The organism is Qipengyuania flava, from assembly GCF_019448255.1.
In the GTDB taxonomy this organism is placed as follows: Bacteria; Pseudomonadota; Alphaproteobacteria; order Sphingomonadales; family Sphingomonadaceae; genus Qipengyuania; species Qipengyuania flava_A.
Genome location: NZ_CP080410.1, coordinates 359,909 through 380,405, shown reverse-complemented (window position 1 = coordinate 380,405; position 20,497 = coordinate 359,909). Strand labels below are relative to the sequence as shown.

At 66.0% G+C, this 20,497-nt stretch carries 15 protein-coding genes; 11 read left to right on the top strand and 4 right to left on the bottom strand.

Translation table 11 applies throughout. The features are described from left to right. The first annotated feature begins 156 nt into the window (after nt 1–156). Both KUV82_RS01950 and KUV82_RS01945 read left to right on the top strand, forming a co-directional pair. Entirely contained in the window at nt 157–1,851 is a 1,695-nt protein-coding gene (locus KUV82_RS01950) for a class I adenylate-forming enzyme family protein (RefSeq protein ID WP_219955233.1), read from the top strand. Next, nucleotides 1,848–4,607 carry a [protein-PII] uridylyltransferase gene (locus tag KUV82_RS01945; RefSeq protein ID WP_219955232.1) on the top strand — a complete coding sequence of 920 codons (2,760 nt, stop codon included), beginning with the start codon at nt 1,848–1,850 and terminating at the stop codon, nt 4,605–4,607. Before KUV82_RS01950 ends, KUV82_RS01945 begins: the two co-directional genes overlap by 4 nt. A 36-nt stretch (nt 4,608–4,643) precedes the next feature. Here the strand turns inward: KUV82_RS01945 and KUV82_RS01940 are convergent, their stop codons facing one another. Next, nucleotides 4,644–5,315: a YggS family pyridoxal phosphate-dependent enzyme gene (locus tag KUV82_RS01940; RefSeq protein WP_219955231.1), complete on the bottom strand. Its 672-nt coding sequence runs from the start codon at nt 5,313–5,315 to the stop codon at nt 4,644–4,646. A gap of 22 nt (nt 5,316–5,337) precedes the next feature. Here KUV82_RS01940 and KUV82_RS01935 point away from each other — a divergent pair, with 22 nt between their 5' ends. The 3 genes from KUV82_RS01935 to KUV82_RS01925 all read left to right on the top strand — a co-directional run bounded on the left by KUV82_RS01935 (nt 5,338) and on the right by KUV82_RS01925 (nt 9,915). Beyond that, entirely contained in the window at nt 5,338–5,859 is a 522-nt protein-coding gene (locus KUV82_RS01935) for a thiamine phosphate synthase (RefSeq protein WP_219955230.1), read from the top strand. Between the two features lie 56 nt (nt 5,860–5,915). Continuing rightward, on the top strand, nt 5,916–8,246 hold the full coding sequence (locus KUV82_RS01930) for an FtsK/SpoIIIE family DNA translocase (RefSeq protein ID WP_219955229.1): 2,331 nt from the start codon (nt 5,916–5,918) through the stop codon (nt 8,244–8,246). Between the two features lie 67 nt (nt 8,247–8,313). After that, nucleotides 8,314–9,915: a TIGR00341 family protein gene (locus KUV82_RS01925; protein WP_219955228.1), complete on the top strand. Its 1,602-nt coding sequence runs from the start codon at nt 8,314–8,316 to the stop codon at nt 9,913–9,915. Here the strand turns inward: KUV82_RS01925 and KUV82_RS01920 are convergent. Beyond that, nucleotides 9,896–11,134 carry a fumarylacetoacetate hydrolase family protein gene (locus KUV82_RS01920; RefSeq protein ID WP_258319802.1) on the bottom strand — a complete coding sequence of 413 codons (1,239 nt, stop codon included), beginning with the start codon at nt 11,132–11,134 and terminating at the stop codon, nt 9,896–9,898. The two genes, KUV82_RS01925 and KUV82_RS01920, sit on opposite strands and share 20 nt — an antisense overlap. Before the next feature lie 101 nt (nt 11,135–11,235). Here KUV82_RS01920 and ald point away from each other — a divergent pair, with 101 nt between their 5' ends. Further along, complete coding sequence (gene ald / locus KUV82_RS01915) at nt 11,236–12,351, top strand: alanine dehydrogenase (protein WP_219955227.1); 1,116 nt, start codon at nt 11,236–11,238, stop codon at nt 12,349–12,351. Here the strand turns inward: ald and KUV82_RS01910 are convergent. After that, entirely contained in the window at nt 12,348–12,746 is a 399-nt protein-coding gene (locus KUV82_RS01910; RefSeq protein ID WP_219955226.1) for an acyl-CoA thioesterase, read from the bottom strand. The two genes, ald and KUV82_RS01910, sit on opposite strands and share 4 nt — an antisense overlap. Beyond that, nucleotides 12,743–14,803 carry a S9 family peptidase gene (locus KUV82_RS01905; RefSeq protein WP_258319801.1) on the bottom strand — a complete coding sequence of 687 codons (2,061 nt, stop codon included), beginning with the start codon at nt 14,801–14,803 and terminating at the stop codon, nt 12,743–12,745. Before KUV82_RS01905 ends, KUV82_RS01910 begins: the two co-directional genes overlap by 4 nt. A gap of 235 nt (nt 14,804–15,038) precedes the next feature. Between KUV82_RS01905 and KUV82_RS01900 the strand changes: the two genes are divergently transcribed. From KUV82_RS01900 to KUV82_RS01880, 5 genes are all read left to right on the top strand, one after another. Continuing rightward, entirely contained in the window at nt 15,039–16,844 is a 1,806-nt protein-coding gene (locus KUV82_RS01900; RefSeq protein ID WP_219955224.1) for an aminopeptidase P family protein, read from the top strand. Between the two features lie 74 nt (nt 16,845–16,918). Beyond that, entirely contained in the window at nt 16,919–17,314 is a 396-nt protein-coding gene (locus KUV82_RS01895; protein WP_219955223.1) for a VOC family protein, read from the top strand. Between the two features lie 243 nt (nt 17,315–17,557). Next, a complete protein-coding gene (locus KUV82_RS01890) occupies nt 17,558–18,244 on the top strand; it encodes an EF-hand domain-containing protein (RefSeq protein ID WP_219955222.1) in 687 nt (228 codons plus the stop codon). 52 nt (nt 18,245–18,296) lie between these two features. Next, complete coding sequence (locus KUV82_RS01885; RefSeq protein ID WP_219955221.1) at nt 18,297–19,034, top strand: response regulator; 738 nt, start codon at nt 18,297–18,299, stop codon at nt 19,032–19,034. Next, on the top strand, nt 19,034–20,452 hold the full coding sequence (locus KUV82_RS01880; protein ID WP_219955220.1) for a sensor histidine kinase: 1,419 nt from the start codon (nt 19,034–19,036) through the stop codon (nt 20,450–20,452). Before KUV82_RS01885 ends, KUV82_RS01880 begins: the two co-directional genes overlap by 1 nt. Nucleotides 20,453–20,497 lie beyond the last annotated feature (45 nt).

Genomic DNA, 20,497 nt, shown 5'->3' with positions numbered 1-20,497 from the left:
ATCCCCTTAGAGGTGTGTCCAAGGCCGCGACCGGCGACCCATCGGGAGCGGCTTTTGGCATAGCAGGGGTTTTGGGGAAAGCCTGCGTCGAGCCGCAAGTTATGCGCGAGCCTCGGATGGAGGACGCGCGCCGATTGGAGAGGATAGCAAAGACCCATGCCAACAGAACTCGACAAGGACATCCACCGCATCACCGAAGCCGTGACCGCTCCGGGGCAGATGTTCGAGCTCACCGAAGTCACCCGCCGCGGCGTCACCATGCCCGCGTTCAAGAACGCGCCCCCCAGCGTGGTCCACTACTTCGCCCACTTCTGTAACGAGAAGAAGGACGAGACCTTCATCGTCGAAGGCGACATGCGCATGACCTTCGGCGAGATCTGGCACGCCGCCACGCACGTCGCCCACGGCCTTGCGACCCAGCACGGCATCGAAAAGGGCGACCGCGTGGGCATCGCCGCACGCAATTCGACCAACTGGATTGTCGCCTACATGGGCATCCTGATGGCCGGCGGTTGTGCCACGCTCCTGAATGGCTGGTGGACCGGCGAGGAGCTCGCCTACGGAATCGACCTGTGCGAATGCAAGCTGGTGCTCGCCGACCCGCAGCGCGCTGCGCGCCTGGAAGGGATGGAGCAGAGCTCGAAGGTCGTCGTGTTCGATCATGGCGTGCCGTCGGAAGGCCTCGCGCCCGTCTGGGCCGCCGGCGATACCGCCATGCAGATGCTTGGCCAGATCGGCCCCGAGGATCTCGCGACCATTCTCTACACCTCGGGTTCGACCGGCCATCCCAAGGGGGCCTATTCGGACCATCTCGGCGTCGTTTCCGGCACGATGAACTACGTGTGCCAGACGGCCATGATCCTGCAGCTGCTGACCGAACGCGGCGAAGCACCGACCGTTCAGCCGTCCGCGCTGGTCGCCGTGCCGCTGTTCCACGTTACCGGCGAGGTACCGCTGTTCCTCCAGAGCTTCGCCATGGGCCGCAAGCTCGTGCTGATGCCCAAGTGGGACGCGACCGAGGCGCTGCGCCTCCTCGACGAGGAGAAGGTGACCTACTTCGTCGGCGTGCCGCTGATGAGCTACGAGATCGCCGTGCATCCCGAGCGCGACAAATACGACCTTTCGCAGTGCAAGACCTTCGCCGGCGGCGGCGCCGCGCGCCCGATCGAGCATGTGAAGAAGATCAAGGACGCCTTCCAGGACGGCTATCCGGTGCTCGGCTACGGTCTCACCGAAACCAACGGCGTTGGCGCGGGCAACTTGAACGAGAACTACCTCGCCAAGCCGTCGAGCACCGGCATGCCCTCGCTGCCGCTGGTCGACATGGCTATCCTCGATGATGACGGGAAGCCGATGGAACAGGGCAAGGTGGGCGAGGTTTCGATCCGCTCGGTCTGCAACTTCCTCGGCTACTGGAAGAACGAGGAAGCGACCAAGGCCGCCTATTCGGACGATGCCTATTTCCGCACCGGCGACCTCGGCTATCTCGACGAGGACAACTACCTGTTCATCGTCGACCGCAAGAAGGACATCATCATCCGCGGCGGTGAAAACATCTCCTGCATCGAGGTGGAAGAGGCGATCTACGCCCATCCCAAGGTTGCCGAATGCTCGGTCTTCGGCCTGCCCGACGAACGTTTCGGTGAAATCCCCGCAGCGGTCTATTTCGCCCATCCGGGCCAGGAGCTTTCGGTGGAGGAGTTGCAGGGCTTCCTGCGCGAGCACATCGCCGCCTTCAAGGTGCCTTCGGTCATCTGGCAGAGCGACGAGCAGCTGCCGCGCCTGGGCACCCAGAAGGTCGACAAGCGTACGGTGAAGGCAACCTTCGCCAAGGAGCACCTCGCCGCTTGACCACAACCCGTGTCCCCCGACAGCGCGCGATCATCGACAGGCGCAAGCTTGCTTCCGAGATCAACGCGCTGGTCGGGGAGCATGGCGAGGCTGCACGCCCGCATATCGTCCAGACGCTCAAGGCCGCGCTCGAGCGCGGACGCGAGGAGCTGGGCCGGCGGCTGGAGGAAAAACCCTCCGCCGGGCACGAGAACGCGGGCGGTTTCGCCTTCCTGATCGACCAGCTGATCCGCGTGATCCACGATCACGCGACCACCCACCTCTATCCCAGCGCCAACCGCTCCAAGGCGGAGCGGATGACCGTGATGGCCGTGGGCGGATACGGCCGCGCGGAAATGTCGCCGCATTCCGATGTCGACATCGCCTTCCTCGTGGGCGGGAAGAAAACCGCCTGGTGCGAGCAGGTGGTCGAGGCGATGCTCTACATGATGTGGGACCTTGGCCTGAAAGTGGGCCATTCGACCCGCACGCTAAACGAGGCCATTCGCCTTTCCAAGGGCGATCTCACCATCCGCACGGCGCTGCTCGAAGGGCGCTATGTCTGGGGCGACCAGGACCTTTACGACGAAGGCTCGCGCCGCTTCAGCGCCGAGGTCGTGCGCGGCAACGAACGCAATTTCGTCACCGAGAAGCTGGCCGAGCGCAACGCGCGCCACAAGCGCATGGGTGACAGCCGCTATGTCGTCGAACCCAATGTGAAAGACGGCAAAGGCGGCCTGCGCGACCTCCACACGCTCTACTGGATCGGCAAGTTCATCCACCGCGTGCGCACTGCATCCGAACTGGTCGATGTCGGCCTGTTCACACCCGAAGAATATCGCAGCTTCCGCAAGGCGGAGAACTTCCTCCTCGCGGTGCGCAGCCACATGCATGTGCTCACCGGGCGCGCCGAGGACCGGCTGACCTTCGATCTCCAGCGCCGCATTGCCGAGCGAATGAATTTCGCCGACCGGCCCGGCAAGAGCGCGGTCGAGCGCTTCATGCAGTTCTATTTCCTTCAAGCAAAGCGCGTCGGATCGCTGACCGGCGTCTTCCTTGCCCATATCGACGAGCAGTTCGAAACCAAGACCGCGCGGCGCGGGTTCTTTGCCGGCTGGCGCCAGAAGGCGCGCCAGCTCAAGGGCTACCGCGTCTACGGCGGGCGGATCGCCGCACCGTCGGACGACTGGTTCAAGAAGGACCCTGTGCGCCTCATCGAGATCTTCCAGCTGGCGGAGGCGGAAGAGCTGGAAATCCACCCGGAAACCATGCGCCAGACCAACCGCGACAGCGGGCTGATCGACAATTCCGTCCGTAACGACGAGCGAGCCAACGCGCTGTTCCTCGACCTGCTATGCGGGCGCAACGATCCCGAGATGGTCCTGCGCTGGATGAACGAGGCGGGCGTTTTCGGAAAATTCGTGCCCGATTTCGGCAAGGTCAACGCGCAGATGCAGTTCGACATGTACCACCACTATACGGTGGACGAGCACACTATCCGCGCGATCGGCCTCCTGAACAAGATCGAGAAGGGCGAGCTGACCGACGACCACCCGCGCGCCACGCGCCTCATTCACAAGGTCAATTCGCGCCGCGTCGCCTATGTCGCGGCGCTGCTGCACGATATCGCCAAGGGCCGGGGCGGCGATCATTCGGTGCTTGGAGCCGAGGTGGCCGAGGAACTCTGCCCGCGCTTCGGCCTGACGGACAGCGAGACCGAGATGGTCGCCTGGCTGGTGCTGAACCACCTGCTGATGAGCGCCACGGCACAGAAACGCGACCTCACCGATCCCAAGACGATCGAGGATTTCGTGGGTCAGGTGCAGAGCGCGGAGCGCCTGCGCCACCTCGCCATCCTCACCGCGGTCGATATCCGCGCGGTCGGACCGGGGACGTGGAACAGCTGGAAGGGCCAGCTGCTGGGCGAGCTCTACGATGTATCGAGCGAACGCCTGCGCCTTGGCCACATGCGCCACGGGCGCGAGCAGAAGATCGCCTATAAGCAGTCCGAAGTCGCGGAGCTTCTGGGCGACAAGGCCCCGTTGGTCGAAAGCCTCGCCAAGACCATGGGCGATGCCTACTGGATCGCCGAGCCGAGCGACATCATTGCCCTCAACCTCGTCCATTACGCCGCCGCACGCGAGGCCGAGCATGACCTCTCGATCCACTGCGAGTTCTACGAAGCGCGCGGGGCGACCCTGGTGACAGTCATCGCGGCCGACCACCCGGGCCTGTTCTACCGCATCGCGGGCGGCATCCACCTTGCCGGCGGCAACATTATCGATGCGCGCATTCACACGACACGCATGGGCTGGGCGCTCGACAATTTCCTCGTGCAGGACCCGCATGGCGATCCCTTTGCCGAAGAAAGCCAGCTGACCCGGCTCAAGAACTCGATTGCCGATGCGCTGGCGAACAAGGTCGACCTCGCCCCGCGCCTTGCCCAGCGCCCGCTGGCGCACAGCCGCGCGCGAGCCTTCGACGTGGCCCCGCGCGTCCTGTTCGACAACAAGGCTTCGAACCGCTTTACCGTGATCGAGGTGAACGCGCGCGACCGTCCGGCGCTGCTCAACCGCCTCGCCCGCACGCTGTTCGAAAGCCGCCTCGTGGTCCACTCCGCGCACATCACCAATTACGGCGAGCGCGCGGCCGACACCTTCTATGTGACCGATCTTACCGGCGGGAAGCTGGAACGCGGCGAACGCATGGACCGCCTTGAAGCGCGCCTGATCGAAGCGGCAAGCGATGCGACGCAGGATCGGCTGGAAAACGCGTAGTTCTCTGCCCTACCGCTTCGCTTCATGCGGGCATGGCTAGGCCGGTTTGCCGCGTTCCCCGAACAACGCCGTTCCAACCCGAACATGCGTGGATCCGAGCTTGATCGCGGTTTCGTAGTCGCCGCTCATGCCCATGCTGCGGCCTTCCAACCCGTGGTCGCGGGCGAGCTTGTCGAGGAAGGCGAAGAAGGGCGCGGGTTCGATGTCAAAGGGCGGGATGCACATGAGACCCGCGACCGGGATATCGGCCGCGCGCGCCTGGTCGAGCAGAGCGGGCAGCTCGGCAATCGGGCAGCCGCCCTTCTGCTCTTCCTCACCCACATCGACTTGCACGAAGCAGGGCACGCGCTTGTCCAGCTTGTCCATCGCCTTGGCGAGCGCCTTCACGAGGCTTGGCCGGTCGAGCGAGTGGATCACGTCAAACAGCGCGACCGCGTCTTCCGCCTTGTTGGACTGGAGCTGGCCGATGAGGTGCAGCTGCACATAGGGATAGGCTTCGCGCAGCGCGGGCCACTTGGCCTGCGCTTCCTGCACGCGGTTCTCGCCGAAATGACGCTGGCCTTCGCGCAGCAGCGGCTCAATCGCTTCGGCCGGATGCGTCTTGCTGACCGCGACGAGCGTTACGTCAGCCACTTCGCGGCGGGCGATCTTGCAGGCCTGCGCGATATTCGCCTGCACCTGCTGGAGCGGGGTGTCTGTGCTTTCCATCGCGGCGCGCTATAGCGTGTGCATGGCGCGAAACCAGTCCCCCCTGCCCCTGCTGTGGTTGCTGAGCGACGCGCGCAACGATGCGGGACTGGAAGATGCGCTGCGGGCCTTGCCCGAGGGATCGGGCTTTGTCTTTCGGCACTACCACCTCGATGATGGCGCTCGGCAGGCGCGGTATGACGAGCTTGCGGGGCTCGCCCGTGCGCACGGCCACACGGTTATCCTCTCCGGCCGAGAAGACTGGGGCGCGGACGGGCATTATGGGCAGAAAGGCACAGGCCTCTACCTTGCGACCGCCCATGACGGAGACGAATTGCAGGCAGCTATTGCGGAAGGCGCCGATGGCATCTTCCTCTCGCCCGTTTTCCCCACCGCCTCGCATCCTGGGTCTCAAACGCTGGGGCCGCATGGATTTTCGGTCCTCGCGCAGCAATCGCCCGTGCCGGTTATCGCGCTCGGCGGCATGACCCGCGCGCGCGCCGATGCTTTCAGCATCGTCCGCTGGGGCGCAATCGACGGACTCGGTTCGACGAAGGTTGCTTGACGGGCGAGTCCCCGAGGATTCATACTGCGCGCCTTCGACGGATCAGGGGATACGACATGGCTACGCGCGCAGGCGCAGCACCCGATTGGCGCGCGGCGTTTCGCCGCTCCTTCCGCCGTGCCACGCATATGGCGGGCGCGGGGCTGCTCTTCGCCCTGCTCATCTTCCTGACGCTCTCGCTGGCAAGCTACACCCAGACCGATCCCAGCCCCTCGACCGCGGCAAGCGGCGAAGACATCCGCAACTGGATGGGCGCCAGCGGCGCCTGGGCGAGCGAGCGGGCGCTCAACTTCCTCGGCCTTCCCGCCGTCCTCCTGCTGCCGCTGCTCTACATTTCGGCGCGCCGGCTGTGGACCGGGGTCGAGCGGGACGAGGATGACGAAACAACCCCCGGCCGCTGGTGGGGTCCGCTCGCCATGCTCCTGGCGGCCATTGTCCTCCTTGGCACAGTGCTGGCGCTGGCCTTCGAACCGTCGACCGGCAGCCTTCCGGCAGGGCTTGGCGGATTGTTCGGCCAGCTTGGCGGGCTGAGCATCGAAGCGGTCGCAGGCCGGTTCGGCGGCGAGATATCCGGCTGGATCGTCCTCGCGCTGGCGCTGGTTGCGCTGGGCGGCGGGGCCGCGCTCGTCACACGGGTCTTTGCGATCGACTGGGCCCAATTCCTGACCCTGCCCGATTTCGTGAAGCGCAAGGCGGCGCTGCCCGATCTCGAACTCCCGCTCCCGGTAAAGAACCGCAAGCGCGAGAAGGTGGCCGACGAGCGCGAGGATGCCCCGCCGGTCAAGGAATCGCGCCGCCCGCCCGAAATCGCCGATCCCGCGCCAAGCCCCGCGCAGCCCAAGCCCGCCAAGGCCAAGCAGCGCGACATGTTCGCGACCTTCCAGCTGCCGAGCCACGACCTTCTCGACGACATTCCCGACAACGCAGCGCCCAAGCTCGACAAGATGGCATTGGAGCGCAACGCGCGCCTGCTCGAGAACGTGCTCGACGACTTCAACGTGAAGGGCGAGATAACCGCCGTGCGCGCCGGTCCCGTGGTGACCATGTACGAACTTGAGCCCGCGCCCGGCATCAAGGCTAGCCGCGTGGTTGGCCTTGCCGAAGACATCGCCCGCAACATGAGCGCGATCAGCGCGCGCGTCTCACCCATTCCGGGCAAGACCGTGATCGGGATCGAACTGCCCAACGCCGACCGCCAGATGGTCAGCTACAAGCAGCTCGCCAATTCGGCAGCCTTTGTCGACCACAAGGGCAGCCTGCCCATGATCCTGGGCAAGGACATTGGCGGCGAGCCGATCGTCGCCGACCTTGCTGCCATGCCGCACCTGCTGGTGGCCGGCACGACCGGCTCGGGCAAGTCGGTCGGCCTCAACGCTATCCTGCTCTCGCTGCTCTACCGCTTCACCCCCGACGAATGCCGCCTGATCCTGATCGATCCCAAGGTGCTCGAACTGAAGAGCTACGACGACATTCCCCACCTCCTCAGCCCCGTGGTGACCGAACCGCACAAGAGCGTGCGCGCGCTCAAATGGGCCGTCGAGGAGATGGAGAAGCGCTACCGCATGATGAGCAGCGTGAATTCGCGCAACATCGCGGGCTTCAACGACAAGGTGAAGAAAGCGATCGAGAAGGGCAAACCGCTCGGCCGCCGCGTGCAGACCGGCTTCGACCCGGAAACGGGCGAGGAGCTCTACGAGGAAGAGCAGCTCGATTACGAACCGCTGCCGCTGATCGTGCTGATCGTCGACGAGCTGGCCGACCTCATGGTCACCGTGGGCAAGGAAATCGAAGTCCTGATCCAGCGCCTTTCGCAAAAGAGCCGCGCGGCGGGCATCCACCTGATCATGGCGACGCAGCGCCCCTCGGTCGACGTCATCACCGGCGTGATCAAGGCGAACCTGCCGACCCGCATCAGCTTTAAAGTGACGAGCCGCATCGACAGCCGCACGATCCTGGGCGAACAGGGGGCCGAGCAGCTGCTCGGCCGCGGCGACATGCTCTACAAGCCGAACACCGGCGCGATGATCCGCGTCCACGGCCCGTTCGTGTCCGACGAGGAGGTCGAGCGCGTGGCCGACCACTGGCGCGGCCAGGGCAAGCCCGACTATGTGGATGCCGTCACGGAAGAACCGGAGGACGGCGGCTTCAACTTCGAAGACGAGTTCACCGCTTCGGACAACCCGGAAGAGCGCAAGTACCGCCAGGCCTGCCAGATCGTGATCGAGAACCAGAAGGCTTCCGGATCGTGGCTCCAGCGCCAGATGGGCGTGGGCTACAACACGGCGGCCAAGTGGATCGAGCGGATGGAGAGCGAAGGCCTCGTCGGCCCCGCCAACCACGTCGGCCGCCGCGAGATCTTCCGCGACCAGGACGGCAACCCGATTTAGCGCGAGGCGCTAAGCTCTTGCACTTTAGACGGGACTCACGCTCGACAAGCCGCTAGATCGCGCCCGAATGGCCACTTCATCCGATAGCAAGACCGACGACTGGTCGGACGATCCCTCCCCTGACGCCGACGCGTCGGGCAAGGGATACGCGAAGCGCGGGCCTATCAGCCGGTTCACGGTCCTGCGCGCGCTGGCCGAAACCCGTGCCTGGTGGCGCGACGGGGTCATCGCCGATCTCGACCATGTCGCCACGATCGAACGCGTGCGCGGCGAATCGCTGCTGACCAGCCGCTACATCTTCATGACCGCGATGAGCGCGGGGATCGCTATCCTCGGCCTGTTGCTGTCCTCGCCGGCGGTGGTCATCGGGGCCATGCTCTTGTCGCCGCTGATGAACCCGATCATCGGCACCGGCTTCTCGCTGGCGACCGGCGATGCGGACTGGCTGCGCCGCTGCGGCAAGGCACTGGTCGCCGGCTCGCTCTTCGCGATCTTCTTCTGCGCGTTGATCGTGTTCTTTTCGCCGCTGCAGACCGTCACCACCGAAATCGCGGCGCGCACGCGGCCCAACCTGTTCGACCTGCTGGTCGCGCTGTTCTCCGCCCTTGCCGGTTCCTACGCCGTGATCCGGGGACGCGAGGGCACCATCGTAGGGGTCGCCATCGCAACCGCCTTGATGCCACCGCTTGCAGTGGTCGGCTTCGGCCTTGCGACCATGAACTGGACCGTTTTCGGCGGAGCGCTTGGCCTGTTCATCACCAACCTCGTGACCATCGGCCTGACCGCCGCCGTCATGGCCCGCCTCTATGGTTTCCAGTCCGATCTCACGCACCGCCAGAGCCGCCTCCAATCGGTAGTGATCGTGGCCGTGTTTATCGCGCTGGCGGTCCCGCTCGGCTTCTCGCTACGCACGATCGCGTGGGAAGCGAACGGCCAGCGCATCGTCAACCAGGAGGTCTCTGACGCCTTCACCGACAGGGCGCGGGTCGACCAGCCGATCGTCAATTGGGACGCAGACCCGATCACTGTATCGGCCAGCGTCTTTACGCCTGAGTTTCGGGCGGATGCGGACCAGGAAGTGTCGCGCCGCCTGGAACGCCGGCTGGGTCGCGAAGTCCTTGTAACCATCGACCAGTTCCAGGTTGGCACCGATCCGGGCGCTGCCGAACAGGCGGCTCTTGCCCAGGCCCGAGCGCGCGAAGCGGCCGAGGCCAGCGAGCGCCAGATTGCCGACCTTGCCCAGAACCTCGCCCTGCTCGCCGGGGTGGAGCGCAGCGACGTCATGCTCGACCGCGAAAGCCGCCGCGCGCAGGCGGTGGCGCAACCGCTCGAAGGGCTGACACTTTCAGGCTACCGCGAGCTGGAACGTCGGCTCGAACGCAGCACACCCGGCTGGACGGTCGAACTGCGACCCCCGCTCGCGCCGCTTCCCGACATCACCGTGGGCGAGGAAGGGCTCGACGCCGACAACGCCATCCGGCTCGCCCTTGTCGGCTGGGCGGCGCGCCGCACCGGGGTCCGCGTCACGCTGACCGGCAGCGAGGCGAACATCGCTACGCTGGTCGCGGCCCTGGGCGACGATGCCGCGCATGTCGATACGCAGGTTTCGGGGCGCGGCAGCCGGGTGGCGACCGCCTGGTCGACCGCGGCTAGCGCCGGGAACCAGTAACGCCGACGGCAATCGTGCCGAGCCGCGAGGAGCGGTGCTCGACAACATCCCCCGGCTGGAGGAAGTGGCCGGTCTCGAATTCGTTCTCGACGAACGCCTCGATGATCGTCGGCACCGGGTCGTCACCGCGCAGCCAGCGGCCCGAGAGGAGATAATCGGCCAGCCCCTCGATGATGTCGCCGCGCGAGGGCTGGGTGAAGATGACGCCTTCTGCCGTGCCGGACATGAGCGTCATGTCCGGTGTGATCGCGGGAGTGGGTGCGAGGCGGTAATAGGCATCGGCGTAGAGGAAGCGGTCACGGTCCATATCGCCGAGCGCCTTTGCCACCAGCGCTTCGAAATCGAGCGTCATTTCGCCCCCGCGCGCATCCTGGCGGCGCTCGCCATTCACGCGCGTCGTCATCCGCTCCTGCGCCACGAAGCTGCGCCAGTCGCGCGGGATCACAAGGAAGGGGCCCGAGGGGTAGAAATCGGCGCGGCTCTTGCCATCGCTGAACCCGCGACCGGAATCGAGATTGTCCGGATCGATCAGGCGGATGAGCGTGCTGCGGTCGGTAAAATCGCCGCACAGGAAAACGCCCTTCACCGCTTCTTCGAAATCCTCCGGCTTCTCGATCGTGCGGTCGAAGCGCATGCACAGCTCGACCTCGTAATCGAGCAGGACGTCCTCGCGCCCCTCGACCGTCGTGCGCGCGGGCGATGCGGTGCCGAACTTGGGAAACTGGAAAACCGACGTGCTGCTGGCTTCCTCCGCATGTTCGGGGAAATTGGTCCCGGTCCCGATGTGGCGATCACCGGAAGGAGCGGCGCGAAGCAGGTCCGCCATGGCGTAAGCCTCGCTCTCCCCCTCGCTGGCGAGCGCGACAAGTTCCTCGCCCTCGAACCGCGCGAGAACCGCGAACGGATCCTCGCTGTCCGTGCCGCTGCTTGCTGACAGGTCGACGGCGCGGATCGTTTCGCCTTCGAACCCTGTGACCAGCAGCGTCGCGACCGTGCCGTCGTCGCGGCGAACCTGTGCAAGCGTCGTCGCCTCGCCTGCCGGAGCAAGGCCAGGGACAAGTTCCTCATCCTCGAAGCTCGCCGGATTCAGTCGCGGATCGGGCGACGTCCACCACAGGATAAGCCCCACGAGAAGCACCGCCACTACCAGCGTGCCCGCTGCAATGCCCAACCGCCGCATGCCATCCTCCCTGCCGTTTCGCAGAACATGATGCGCCATTCGCCGTGTCCTGCCAACCGCCGCCCGCGTTGCGCGCCGCACGGGCTTGCCCCGAGATGGTTGCAGTTGTAACGGGCTGCCGCACACAAGGAGTCCTCCCCATGCTCATCGGCAGCCCCAAGGAAATCAAAAATCACGAATACCGCGTCGGCCTGACGCCGGAGAGCGCGAAGGAGCTCATAGTCCAGGGCCACGAGGTCTGGATCGAGACCCAGGCGGGCGCCGGCATCGACGCCAGCGACGACCAGTATGTCGCCGCAGGCGCAAAGATCGTCGACGGCCCGGACGCGATTTTCGCCGAGTGCGAGATGGTGGTGAAGGTCAAGGAACCGCAGGCAGTCGAGCGCAAGAAGCTGCGCGAAGGCCAGATCCTCTACACCTACCTGCACCTCGCACCCGATCCGGAGCAGACCAAGGACCTCGTCGACAGCGGTGTCACCGCGATCGCCTACGAGACCGTTACCGGCCCGCGCGGCCAGCTGCCGCTGCTGAAGCCGATGAGCCAGGTCGCGGGCCGCATGAGCGTGCAGGCCGGCGCGACGGCGCTTGAAAAGGCGCATGGCGGACGCGGCGTGCTGCTCGGCGGCGTGCCGGGCGTGATGCCGGGCAAGGTCGTGGTGATCGGGGGCGGCGTGGTCGGTTTCAACGCGGCGCAGATGGCGGCGGGCCTCGGTGCCGATGTCACCATTCTCGACCGCGATCCGGAAGTGCTGGAAAAGGTCGGCACCCATTTCGAAAGCCGTGCCAGCACGCGCTTCTCGAACGCGGCGAACCTCTATGACGCCGTGTGCAACGCCGACCTCGTCATCGGCGCGGTGCTGATCCCGGGCGCAGCGGCGCCCAAGCTCGTCACGCGCGAAATGCTCAAGGACATGCAGAAGGGCGCTGTCCTCGTCGATGTCGCGATCGACCAGGGCGGCTGCTTCGAAACTTCGAAGCCGACCACTCACGCCGATCCGACCTATGTGGTCGACGACATCGTGCACTATTGCGTCGCCAACATGCCGGGCGCGGTCGCGCGCACCAGCACCTATGCGCTCAACAACGTCACCCTGCCGCATGCGCTGCGCATCGCGCGCATGGGCTGGAAGGACGCGCTGGCGAGCGATCCGCACCTTGCCGAGGGTCTCAACGTCCACAAGGGCGAGGTGACTTACGAAGCGGTTGCCAGCGAACTGGGCTATAATTACCGCCCGGTCGCCGACCTCATCGGCTAATCGCCCACAAAGGGCGCCAGCACCTCGGCCCGCACCCGTGCGAGCCGGTTGCTGGCGCGCTCGAGCATTGCCCAGGTCGTCGCGGCGTTGACGATTACCTTGCCCGCCGCGTCGCGAAATTCGACCCGGCGCAGCGAGGTCGCACCGCGCGCCGGGCCCTCGATCCAGGTCGTGCCGGTCACGCTCTCGCCCTCGGTCACATTGCCGCGGTAATCGATCTCGTGCCGGGTCACGACCCAGAAGAACGCCTCGCGGTCCTCAGGCCTGGCGACCGCATCCCAATGCGCAGTCGCCATGTCCTGGATCCACTGAACCCAGACGGCATTGTTCACATGGCCAAGCTCGTCGATGTGCTCGGCCCGCGCGGTGAAGGTCCGCTCGAAGCGGTTGCTCACTCGCTCAAACCCATCTGCCACAGGATGAAGGCGTATTCTTCCGCGACCTCGTAGATCGAGGCGAAGCGGCCCGACTTGCCGCCGTGGCCTGCGCCCATGTTGGTCTTCAGCAGCAGCTCGTTCTCGTCCGTCTTGTATTCGCGCAGCTTGGCAACCCACTTGGCGGGCTCCCAGTAAGTCACGCGCGGATCGTTGAGACCGGCGGTCACCAGCAGCGGCGGATAGTCCTGCGCGATGACCTGGTCGTAGGGCGAATAGGACAGGATGTAGGCGAAGGCTTGCTTGCTCTCGATCGGGTTGCCCCATTCCGGCCATTCGCCCGGAGTAAGCGGCAGGTCCTTGTCGAGCATGGTGTTGAGCACGTCGACGAAGGGCACATGCGCCACCACTGCGCCCCACAGGTCAGGATCGGTGTTGAGCACCACGCCCATCAGCTCGCCGCCGGCCGAACCGCCGCTGGCCGTGATACGGCCCTTGGTGGTGTAGCCCTTGTCGATCAGGCCCTTCGCGACATCGACGAAGTCGTTGAAGGTGTTGGTGCGCTCGTTCAATTTGCCCTGCAGGTACCAGTTGCGGCCCAGGTCGTCGCCGCCGCGGACATGCGCGATGGCGTAGGCGAAACCCCGGTCGACCAGGCTGAGGCGCGTGGTCGAGAAGTTGGGCGGATAGGCAAAGCCGTACGCGCCATAGGCGTAGAGATGCAGCGGCCCGCCCTGTTCGCGGTCCTTGCGGCTGACGATCGAGACGGGGACCATGGTCCCGTCGCGCGCGGCGACCTCGATCCGTTCGACCTGGTAGAGATCGGCGTCGTAGCCGCTCGGGATTTCCTGCTGCTTGAGCAGCTCCAGCTCGCCCGTTGCAACGTGATAGTCGAACACCGAATCCGGCGTGACCATGCTTTCATAGGAAAGGCGCAGCTTCTGCATGTCGTATTCGGGATTGTTCGACAGGCCTGCGGTGTAGCTCGCTTCGGAGAAGGCGATGGGGGTCATGTCCGAGGCGTCTTCGTAGGAACGCAGCTGCACCTGGTCGAGGCCGCGCAGGCGGCCCTGCGTGACGTAGAAGTCCTTGAACAGCTCGAATCCGTCGAGGTAGAATTCGTCCGATCCTTCGATCAGCGTGGTCCATTCGCCCGGCGCTTCGAGGCTCGCCGTGGCGAGGCGGAAGTTCACGTGATCATCGTTGGTGTGCACGTAGAGCACGCCATCGCGCACATCGACATCGTACTCGCGGCCCTTGAGGCGCGGAGACACGAGGATCTGCTCGCCCGTCGGGTCGTCGGCGCGCACGAGGCGCACTTCGCTCGTCTCGTTGTCGCCGACAGCGATGACCAGCCAGTCTTCCTGCGCGGTCAGGCCCGCGCTCACGCGGAAGCCGTCGTTATCGCTTTCGCGGTACAGCTCGACATCCTCGGACACCGGCGTGCCGAGCACATGCAGCGTCGCATCGTGCACGCGCCATTGCTCGTTCGCGAGACCGTAGACGATCGCCGTGTCGTCCATCACCCAGGTGAGGCCGGTCAGCGTGCCGGGGATGGTGTCGGGCAGGAGTTCGCCCGTTTCGAGATCCTTGATCCGGGCGGTGAAGCGTTCCGATCCGTCGGTATCGCTCGAATAGGCAAGGTAGCGCCCGTTCTTCGACACCGAGAACGCGCCGAGGCGGAAGTATTCGTGCCCTTCGGCCAGCTCGTTCTCGTCGAGGATCAGCTGCGCATCGCCGCCTGAGACCGGGCGACGGTAGTATTTGCGGTATTCGGCGCCTTCCTCGAATTCCGACCAGTAGAGCCAGTCGCCATCTTTCTGCGGGACGGTCGATTCGTCCTCCTTGATGCGCGCCTTCATCTCTTCGAACAGCTCGTCGACCAGCGGCTGCTGGCCCTTCATCCGCGTTTCGAACCAGGCGTTCTCCGCCTTCACATAGGTGAGCACATCCTCGTCATCGACGGTCGGATAGCTCTGGTCCTTCAGCCAATGATAGGGATCGGAAATGGTGATCCCGTGATAGCTGTAGGAATGGTCGCGCTTTTCGGCGACGGGCGGCGAGGTCGGTTCGGACACGGTGTCCCCTTGCGATGATTGGGCGGTCAGCGGCGCGGCGAATGCCAGCGATGCGGCAGATAGGCATGCAGCCAGTCGGTTGAAAGTCACGGGCGATCCCTCCTGACGCGGCACAAAGGTGGAAAGAGCGGCCGCGGACCTCTAGATAGGCGGCCATGACTATGCGGGCGGCAGCGCCCCTGCAAGCGCCGAGTCGGCTAAGACCGGTCCGGCCCCGACAAAGAGGATTATCCGCATGCTGATGCAGACTCATGAAGCCCGCCTCGACGCCCTGCGCACCGAACTTGGCAAGCGCGGTCTCGACGGCTTCGTCATCCCGATTTCCGACGAGCATATGAGCGAATACGTTGGCTCCTACGCCCAGCGCCTCGCCTGGCTGACCGGCTTCGGTGGCAGCGCGGGCAGCGCTGCGGTGCTGAAGGACAAGGCCGCCATGTTCACCGACGGGCGCTACACCGTGCAGGTGCGCGAGCAGGTCGATGGCAACCTCTACGATTACGAGGACGTGCCCGCGACTTCGCCGGCCAAATGGCTCGCCGCCAACGCCCCCGCCGGCGCTAAGATCGGCTATGACGCCTGGCTGCACGGCATCGGCTGGGCCGAAGATGCGGAGAAGCTCTTCGCCAAGAAGGGCATCGAGCTGGTACCGGTGGACGGCAACCCGATCGATGCGATCTGGAACGACCGCCCCGCCGCCTCGCTCGCCGCCGCCGTACCGCATGGCGAGGCGCATGCCGGCCGATCGAGCGCGGAGAAGCGCGCCGAAGTGGCCGACTGGCTGAAGAACGAAGGCTATGACGCGACCGTCATCAGCGCGCTCGATTCGGTGGCCTGGCTGCTCAATATGCGCGGGACCGATGTCGACAACACGCCGGTCGCGCTGTCCTATGTGCTGGCCCATGCGGATGGCACGGCCGAGCTGTTCATTGCGCCCGACAAGGTCACGCCCGAACTGGTCCAGCATCTCGGCAACGCGGTAACCGTGCGCGACCGGGACGACTTCATGCCCGCGCTCAAGACGCTTGCCGGCAAGACCGTGGCGGTCGACCCGAACCATGCGGTCGCTGGCATTTTCCACTCGCTTCAGGCCGGCGGCGCGACGGTGGTGCGCGATGCCGATCCGACCGTGCTGCCCAAGGCGATCAAGAACCCGGCCGAACAGCAGGGCCACCGCGACGCACAGGCGCGCGATGGCGCAGCGGTCGTCAAATACCTTCGCTGGATCGAGGAAAACGCGCCCTCGGGCGAAATCGACGAGCTGACCGCGGCGGCCAAGCTGCGCGAATTCCGCGGCCTCAGCCCCGACATGAAGGACACCAGCTTCGACACCATCAGCGCCGCTGCCGGCCACGCCGCGCTGCCGCACTACAAGGTCGATGAAGACAGCAACATCCCGATCCCGCCCTCCAGCATCTACCTGTGCGATTCGGGCGGTCAGTATCTCGATGGCACCACCGACATCACCCGCACGGTCTGGGTTGGCCCGGGCGAACCGACCGCGGAAATGATCGACCGCAACACGCGCGTGCTGAAGGGCCATATCGAGCTCGACCTGGCGCGCTTCCCCGACCAGACCACCGGCGGCGCGCTCGACGCGCTGGCGCGAATGCACCTGTGGCAGGCAGGCGTGGATTACGGCCACGGCACGGGCCACGGGGTCGGCAGCTACCTGTCGGTCCACGAAGGACCGCAGCGCATCTCCAAGCCCGGCGGCGCTTTCCCCGGCACCGAAACCCCGCTGCGCGCAGGCATGATCCTTTCCAACGAGCCTGGCTATTACAAGCCGGGCGAGTTCGGCATCCGGATCGAGAACCTCGTGCTGGTGGTCGATGCGGAAATCGAGGGGAGCGAGGGCACCTACCTCACCTTCGAAACGCTCACCCACGTGCCGCTCGACCGCACCCTCGTCGACAAGGACCTGCTGACCGAGCGCGAGATCGCCTGGTGGAACGACTACCACGCGAAAACCCGCGCGATCCTCGCGCCGCAGCTCGAAGGCGAGGACCTCGCCTGGCTCGAACGCGCCTGCCAGCCGCTCTAGGAACCGCTTGTAGGATTACGTATGTTCCCGTAATGTTCCGCTATCGCGAGTCGTTTTGAGAAGGAGACAGGCGCATGATCGGATACGTTACAGTGGGCACCAACGACCTCGAGCGGGCGGCCCGGTTCTATGATCCCATCGCCGCCGAAATGGGCGTCGGCCGGATGATGGATTTCGACACCTTCATCGCCTGGGGTGACATGAACGGTGCGCCCGGCATCGCAGCGACCAAGCCGTTCGACGGCAAGGAAGCGAGCGTCGGCAACGGCACGATGGTCGCGCTCGAAGCCAAGGACCGGGACCAGGTGAAGCGCCTCTATGATATCGCGCTCGCCAATGGTGGGACCTGCGAAGGCAAGCCCGGACCGCGCGGCGAACCGGATGAAAACGGCATGGTGTTCTACGCTGCCTATTTCCGCGATCCCGACGGAAACAAACTGAACGCCTTCCTGATGGACAAGGTCGGCTAAGGCTTTGCTGCCCCTGCCCGGCGGCTCTGCGATGCGGATCCAGCCGGGCGGGGCAGTCCAGCCTGTCGCGCGGGTGAACGTCCGCGCCTCCTTGCGACAAAGCGTTACAAATCGGCCCTGCGCCGGCATAGTGCTGCGACATTGCACCCCTAGAACTCAGGACACGAGCTGCGGCGGGCTAATCCTCCCCCCTCCCTCAGACCCCTGGTCCGTCGCAGCTCTCCACCTTTTGGAGACTAGGCTATGAAGAAGACCATCCTCACCCTTTCCGCGGCAGCGATCGCGCTGACCGGTACCGCCGCCATCGCCGCCCATCACGGCAAGCACAATCCCGATGCCAATGGCGACGGGCTGATCACTCTCGCCGAAGTGCGCGCCCAGAGCGCCGAACAGTTCGCTCGCATGGATGCCAATGGCGACGGCGTGCTGAACGCCGACGATCGCGCCGCACGCCGCGCCGAAATGTTCGCCAAGGCCGACACCAATGGCGATGGCGAGCTGTCGCAGGACGAGATGCGCGCCGCCCGCGAAGCGCGTGAAGAACGCCGTGCCGAGCGCCGCGAAGCCCGCAGCGAACGCCGTGCCGAACGCATGGGCGACCGCTTCGCCAAGCTCGACACCGACAATTCGGGCGGCGTCTCGCAGGCCGAAATGCAGGCCATGGCCGAAGCGCGCGGTGAACGCGGCGGGGAACGTCGCGGCATGCGCGGCGGCAAGCGTGGCCACGGCGCGCGTCACATGATGCGCGTGGCCGACACCAATGGCGACAAGACCGTCACCCGCGCCGAATTCGACGCGGCGGTCGCAGCCCGCTTCGCCAAGGCCGACGCCGATGGCGACGGTTCGATCACCGAAGCCGAGCGCAAGGCTGCCCGTGAGCAGATGCGCGAAGAGCGCCGCGAGAAGCGCGCCGAGCGGCGCGGCCAGTAAGCGCTTGCTTGCTTGCCCGTTGCACCGGTAGGCGCGGGAAAGGACCCGATTGATGACCGATCCCGCGCCCACCACCATCCTCCTCGTCGATGACGAGCGCTCCTTGCGCGAGCCCCTGGCCGAGTATCTCACCGGCCAGGGGTTTGCCGTGCGCGAGGCCGAAAGCGCAGCCGCCGCCCGCACGCTGCTCGCGCAGGAAACCCCCGATATCGCGCTGCTCGACATCATGATGCCGGGTGAAGACGGCTTGTCGCTGTGCCGCCACCTGGTCGAGGCGCGCCAGCTCCCGACAATCCTGCTCACCGCCAGGGGCGAAGCCATGGACCGGATCATCGGCCTCGAAATCGGCGCCGACGATTACGTAACCAAGCCGTTCGAGCCGCGCGAACTTGTCGCGCGCATCCGCTCTGTCCTGCGCCGCGCCGACCGGCCTGCCGCTGCTCCGGCAGAGGAGCTCATCTACGCTTTCGAAGGCTGGGAACTCGATCCGCTCAAGCGCCGCCTGACCGATCCTGAAGGCGCGCTGGTGCCGCTCTCGACCGCCGAGTTCCGCATGCTGCGCGCCTTTTGCGACCATCCGCGCCAGGTGCTCGACCGCGACCGCCTGCTCGACATGGTGCAGGGCCGCGAAGCGCACCTGTTCGACCGCGCGGTCGACAACCAGGTCAGCCGGTTGCGCCGCAAGATCGAAGCCGACAGCCGCAACCCGCATTTCATCCAGACCGTGCGCGGCGGCGGCTACCGCTTTGCGACCGACGTCGCGCGCACACAACGCACCGCGACCGAGTGATGCGGGTGCTGCCTCGCAGCCTGCTTGGCCAGGTCATGCTGGCGCTGGCCGCCGCGCTGCTGATCGCGCAGGCGATTTCGGCCACCATGCTCTACCGCGCAATGACCGAGCGGCGTGAACTCGCCTTCATGAACGCAGCCGCCTTCCAGCTGCTGCGCGGCGCGCGCGAGGGCGAGGTGCGGGGGACACGCTTCATCCGTGGTCCGCGCCCCGGCTTTGCTCCCGGCCCCGAGCCTGGCCCACGCGTTCGCTTGCCGCGCGCCCTGCGCTATAGCGAGACCGAAAGCTTTCCGCTCGACCGGGGCGCCCCGCGCGACCGGGAGCGCGAAGCTGGATTCGCCGAGCTGCTGGAGGCGCGCGGTCTCGCCGTGGAAGAGGTCGCGATCACCCTGAGGCCATTTCGCGAGGATCCCGAAGTGCGCCGCGCCATGCGCGCCTATCCCCGTTTCGCGGAGAACGTGCGCGAACGCGACCACAAGATCATGACCGTTGCGCTGAAGCAGCAGGGCAGCGCTGTCTGGCAGGTCGTGCGCGTACCCGTGCCCGCAATCGACCAGGGCATCCTGCGCTCGCTCATTCTCCAGACGCTGCTGCTGTTCCTGGTCCTTGTCGGCCTGCTCTATTTCGTGCTGCGCCGGATTACCCGGCCGCTGGGCGCGCTCGCGGACCGCACGCGGCGCTTTGCCGGCGCGGGCGCTCCGGAAGAGCCGCTTGAACCGAGCGGGCCGGACGACGTGCGCAAGCTGATCGAGGCCCACAACGCGATGCAGGCCCGCATCGGCAGCATGCTCGATGAAAAGGACGTGATGCTGGGCGCCATCGGGCACGACCTCAAGACCCCGCTCGCCGCCCTGCGGGTGCGGATCGAAAGCGTCCAAGACGACACCGCGCGCGGCAAGATGGCCGCCACGATCGAAGACATCACCCGCACGCTGGATGAGATCCTCTCGCTCGCCCGCATCGGCCGCACCGACGCCCCGCCCGAGATCACCGAACTCGGCGCGCTCGCAGCCTCGGTGGTCGAGGAGTTCGAGGATATGGACCAGCCGGTGACGCTGGAGACCGATGGCCGGGTGGCTGCGCCCGTACACCTCACCTGGCTCAAACGCGGTTTGCGCAATCTCATCACTAACGCCCTGCGCTACGCCGGCACCGCCGAGGTGCGCGTGCGCCGCGAGGGCAATACAGCCATTCTCAGCGTCGCCGACAGGGGCCCCGGCATTCCCGAAGACCGGATCGCCGATATGCTCGAACCCTTCACCCGCGGCGAGGCCAGCCGCAACCGCGAAACGGGCGGCGCGGGGCTGGGCCTGACCCTGGCGCGCGCGGTGGCCGAACAGCACGGCGGCACGCTCACCCTTGCCAACCGGCCGGAAGGCGGGCTTCTTGCCGAGCTGCGCATACCGCTCGCCGTGTAACCAGGGCGTTTGCGGCCGCGAACACACCGCCGTTACGGGAGAGAG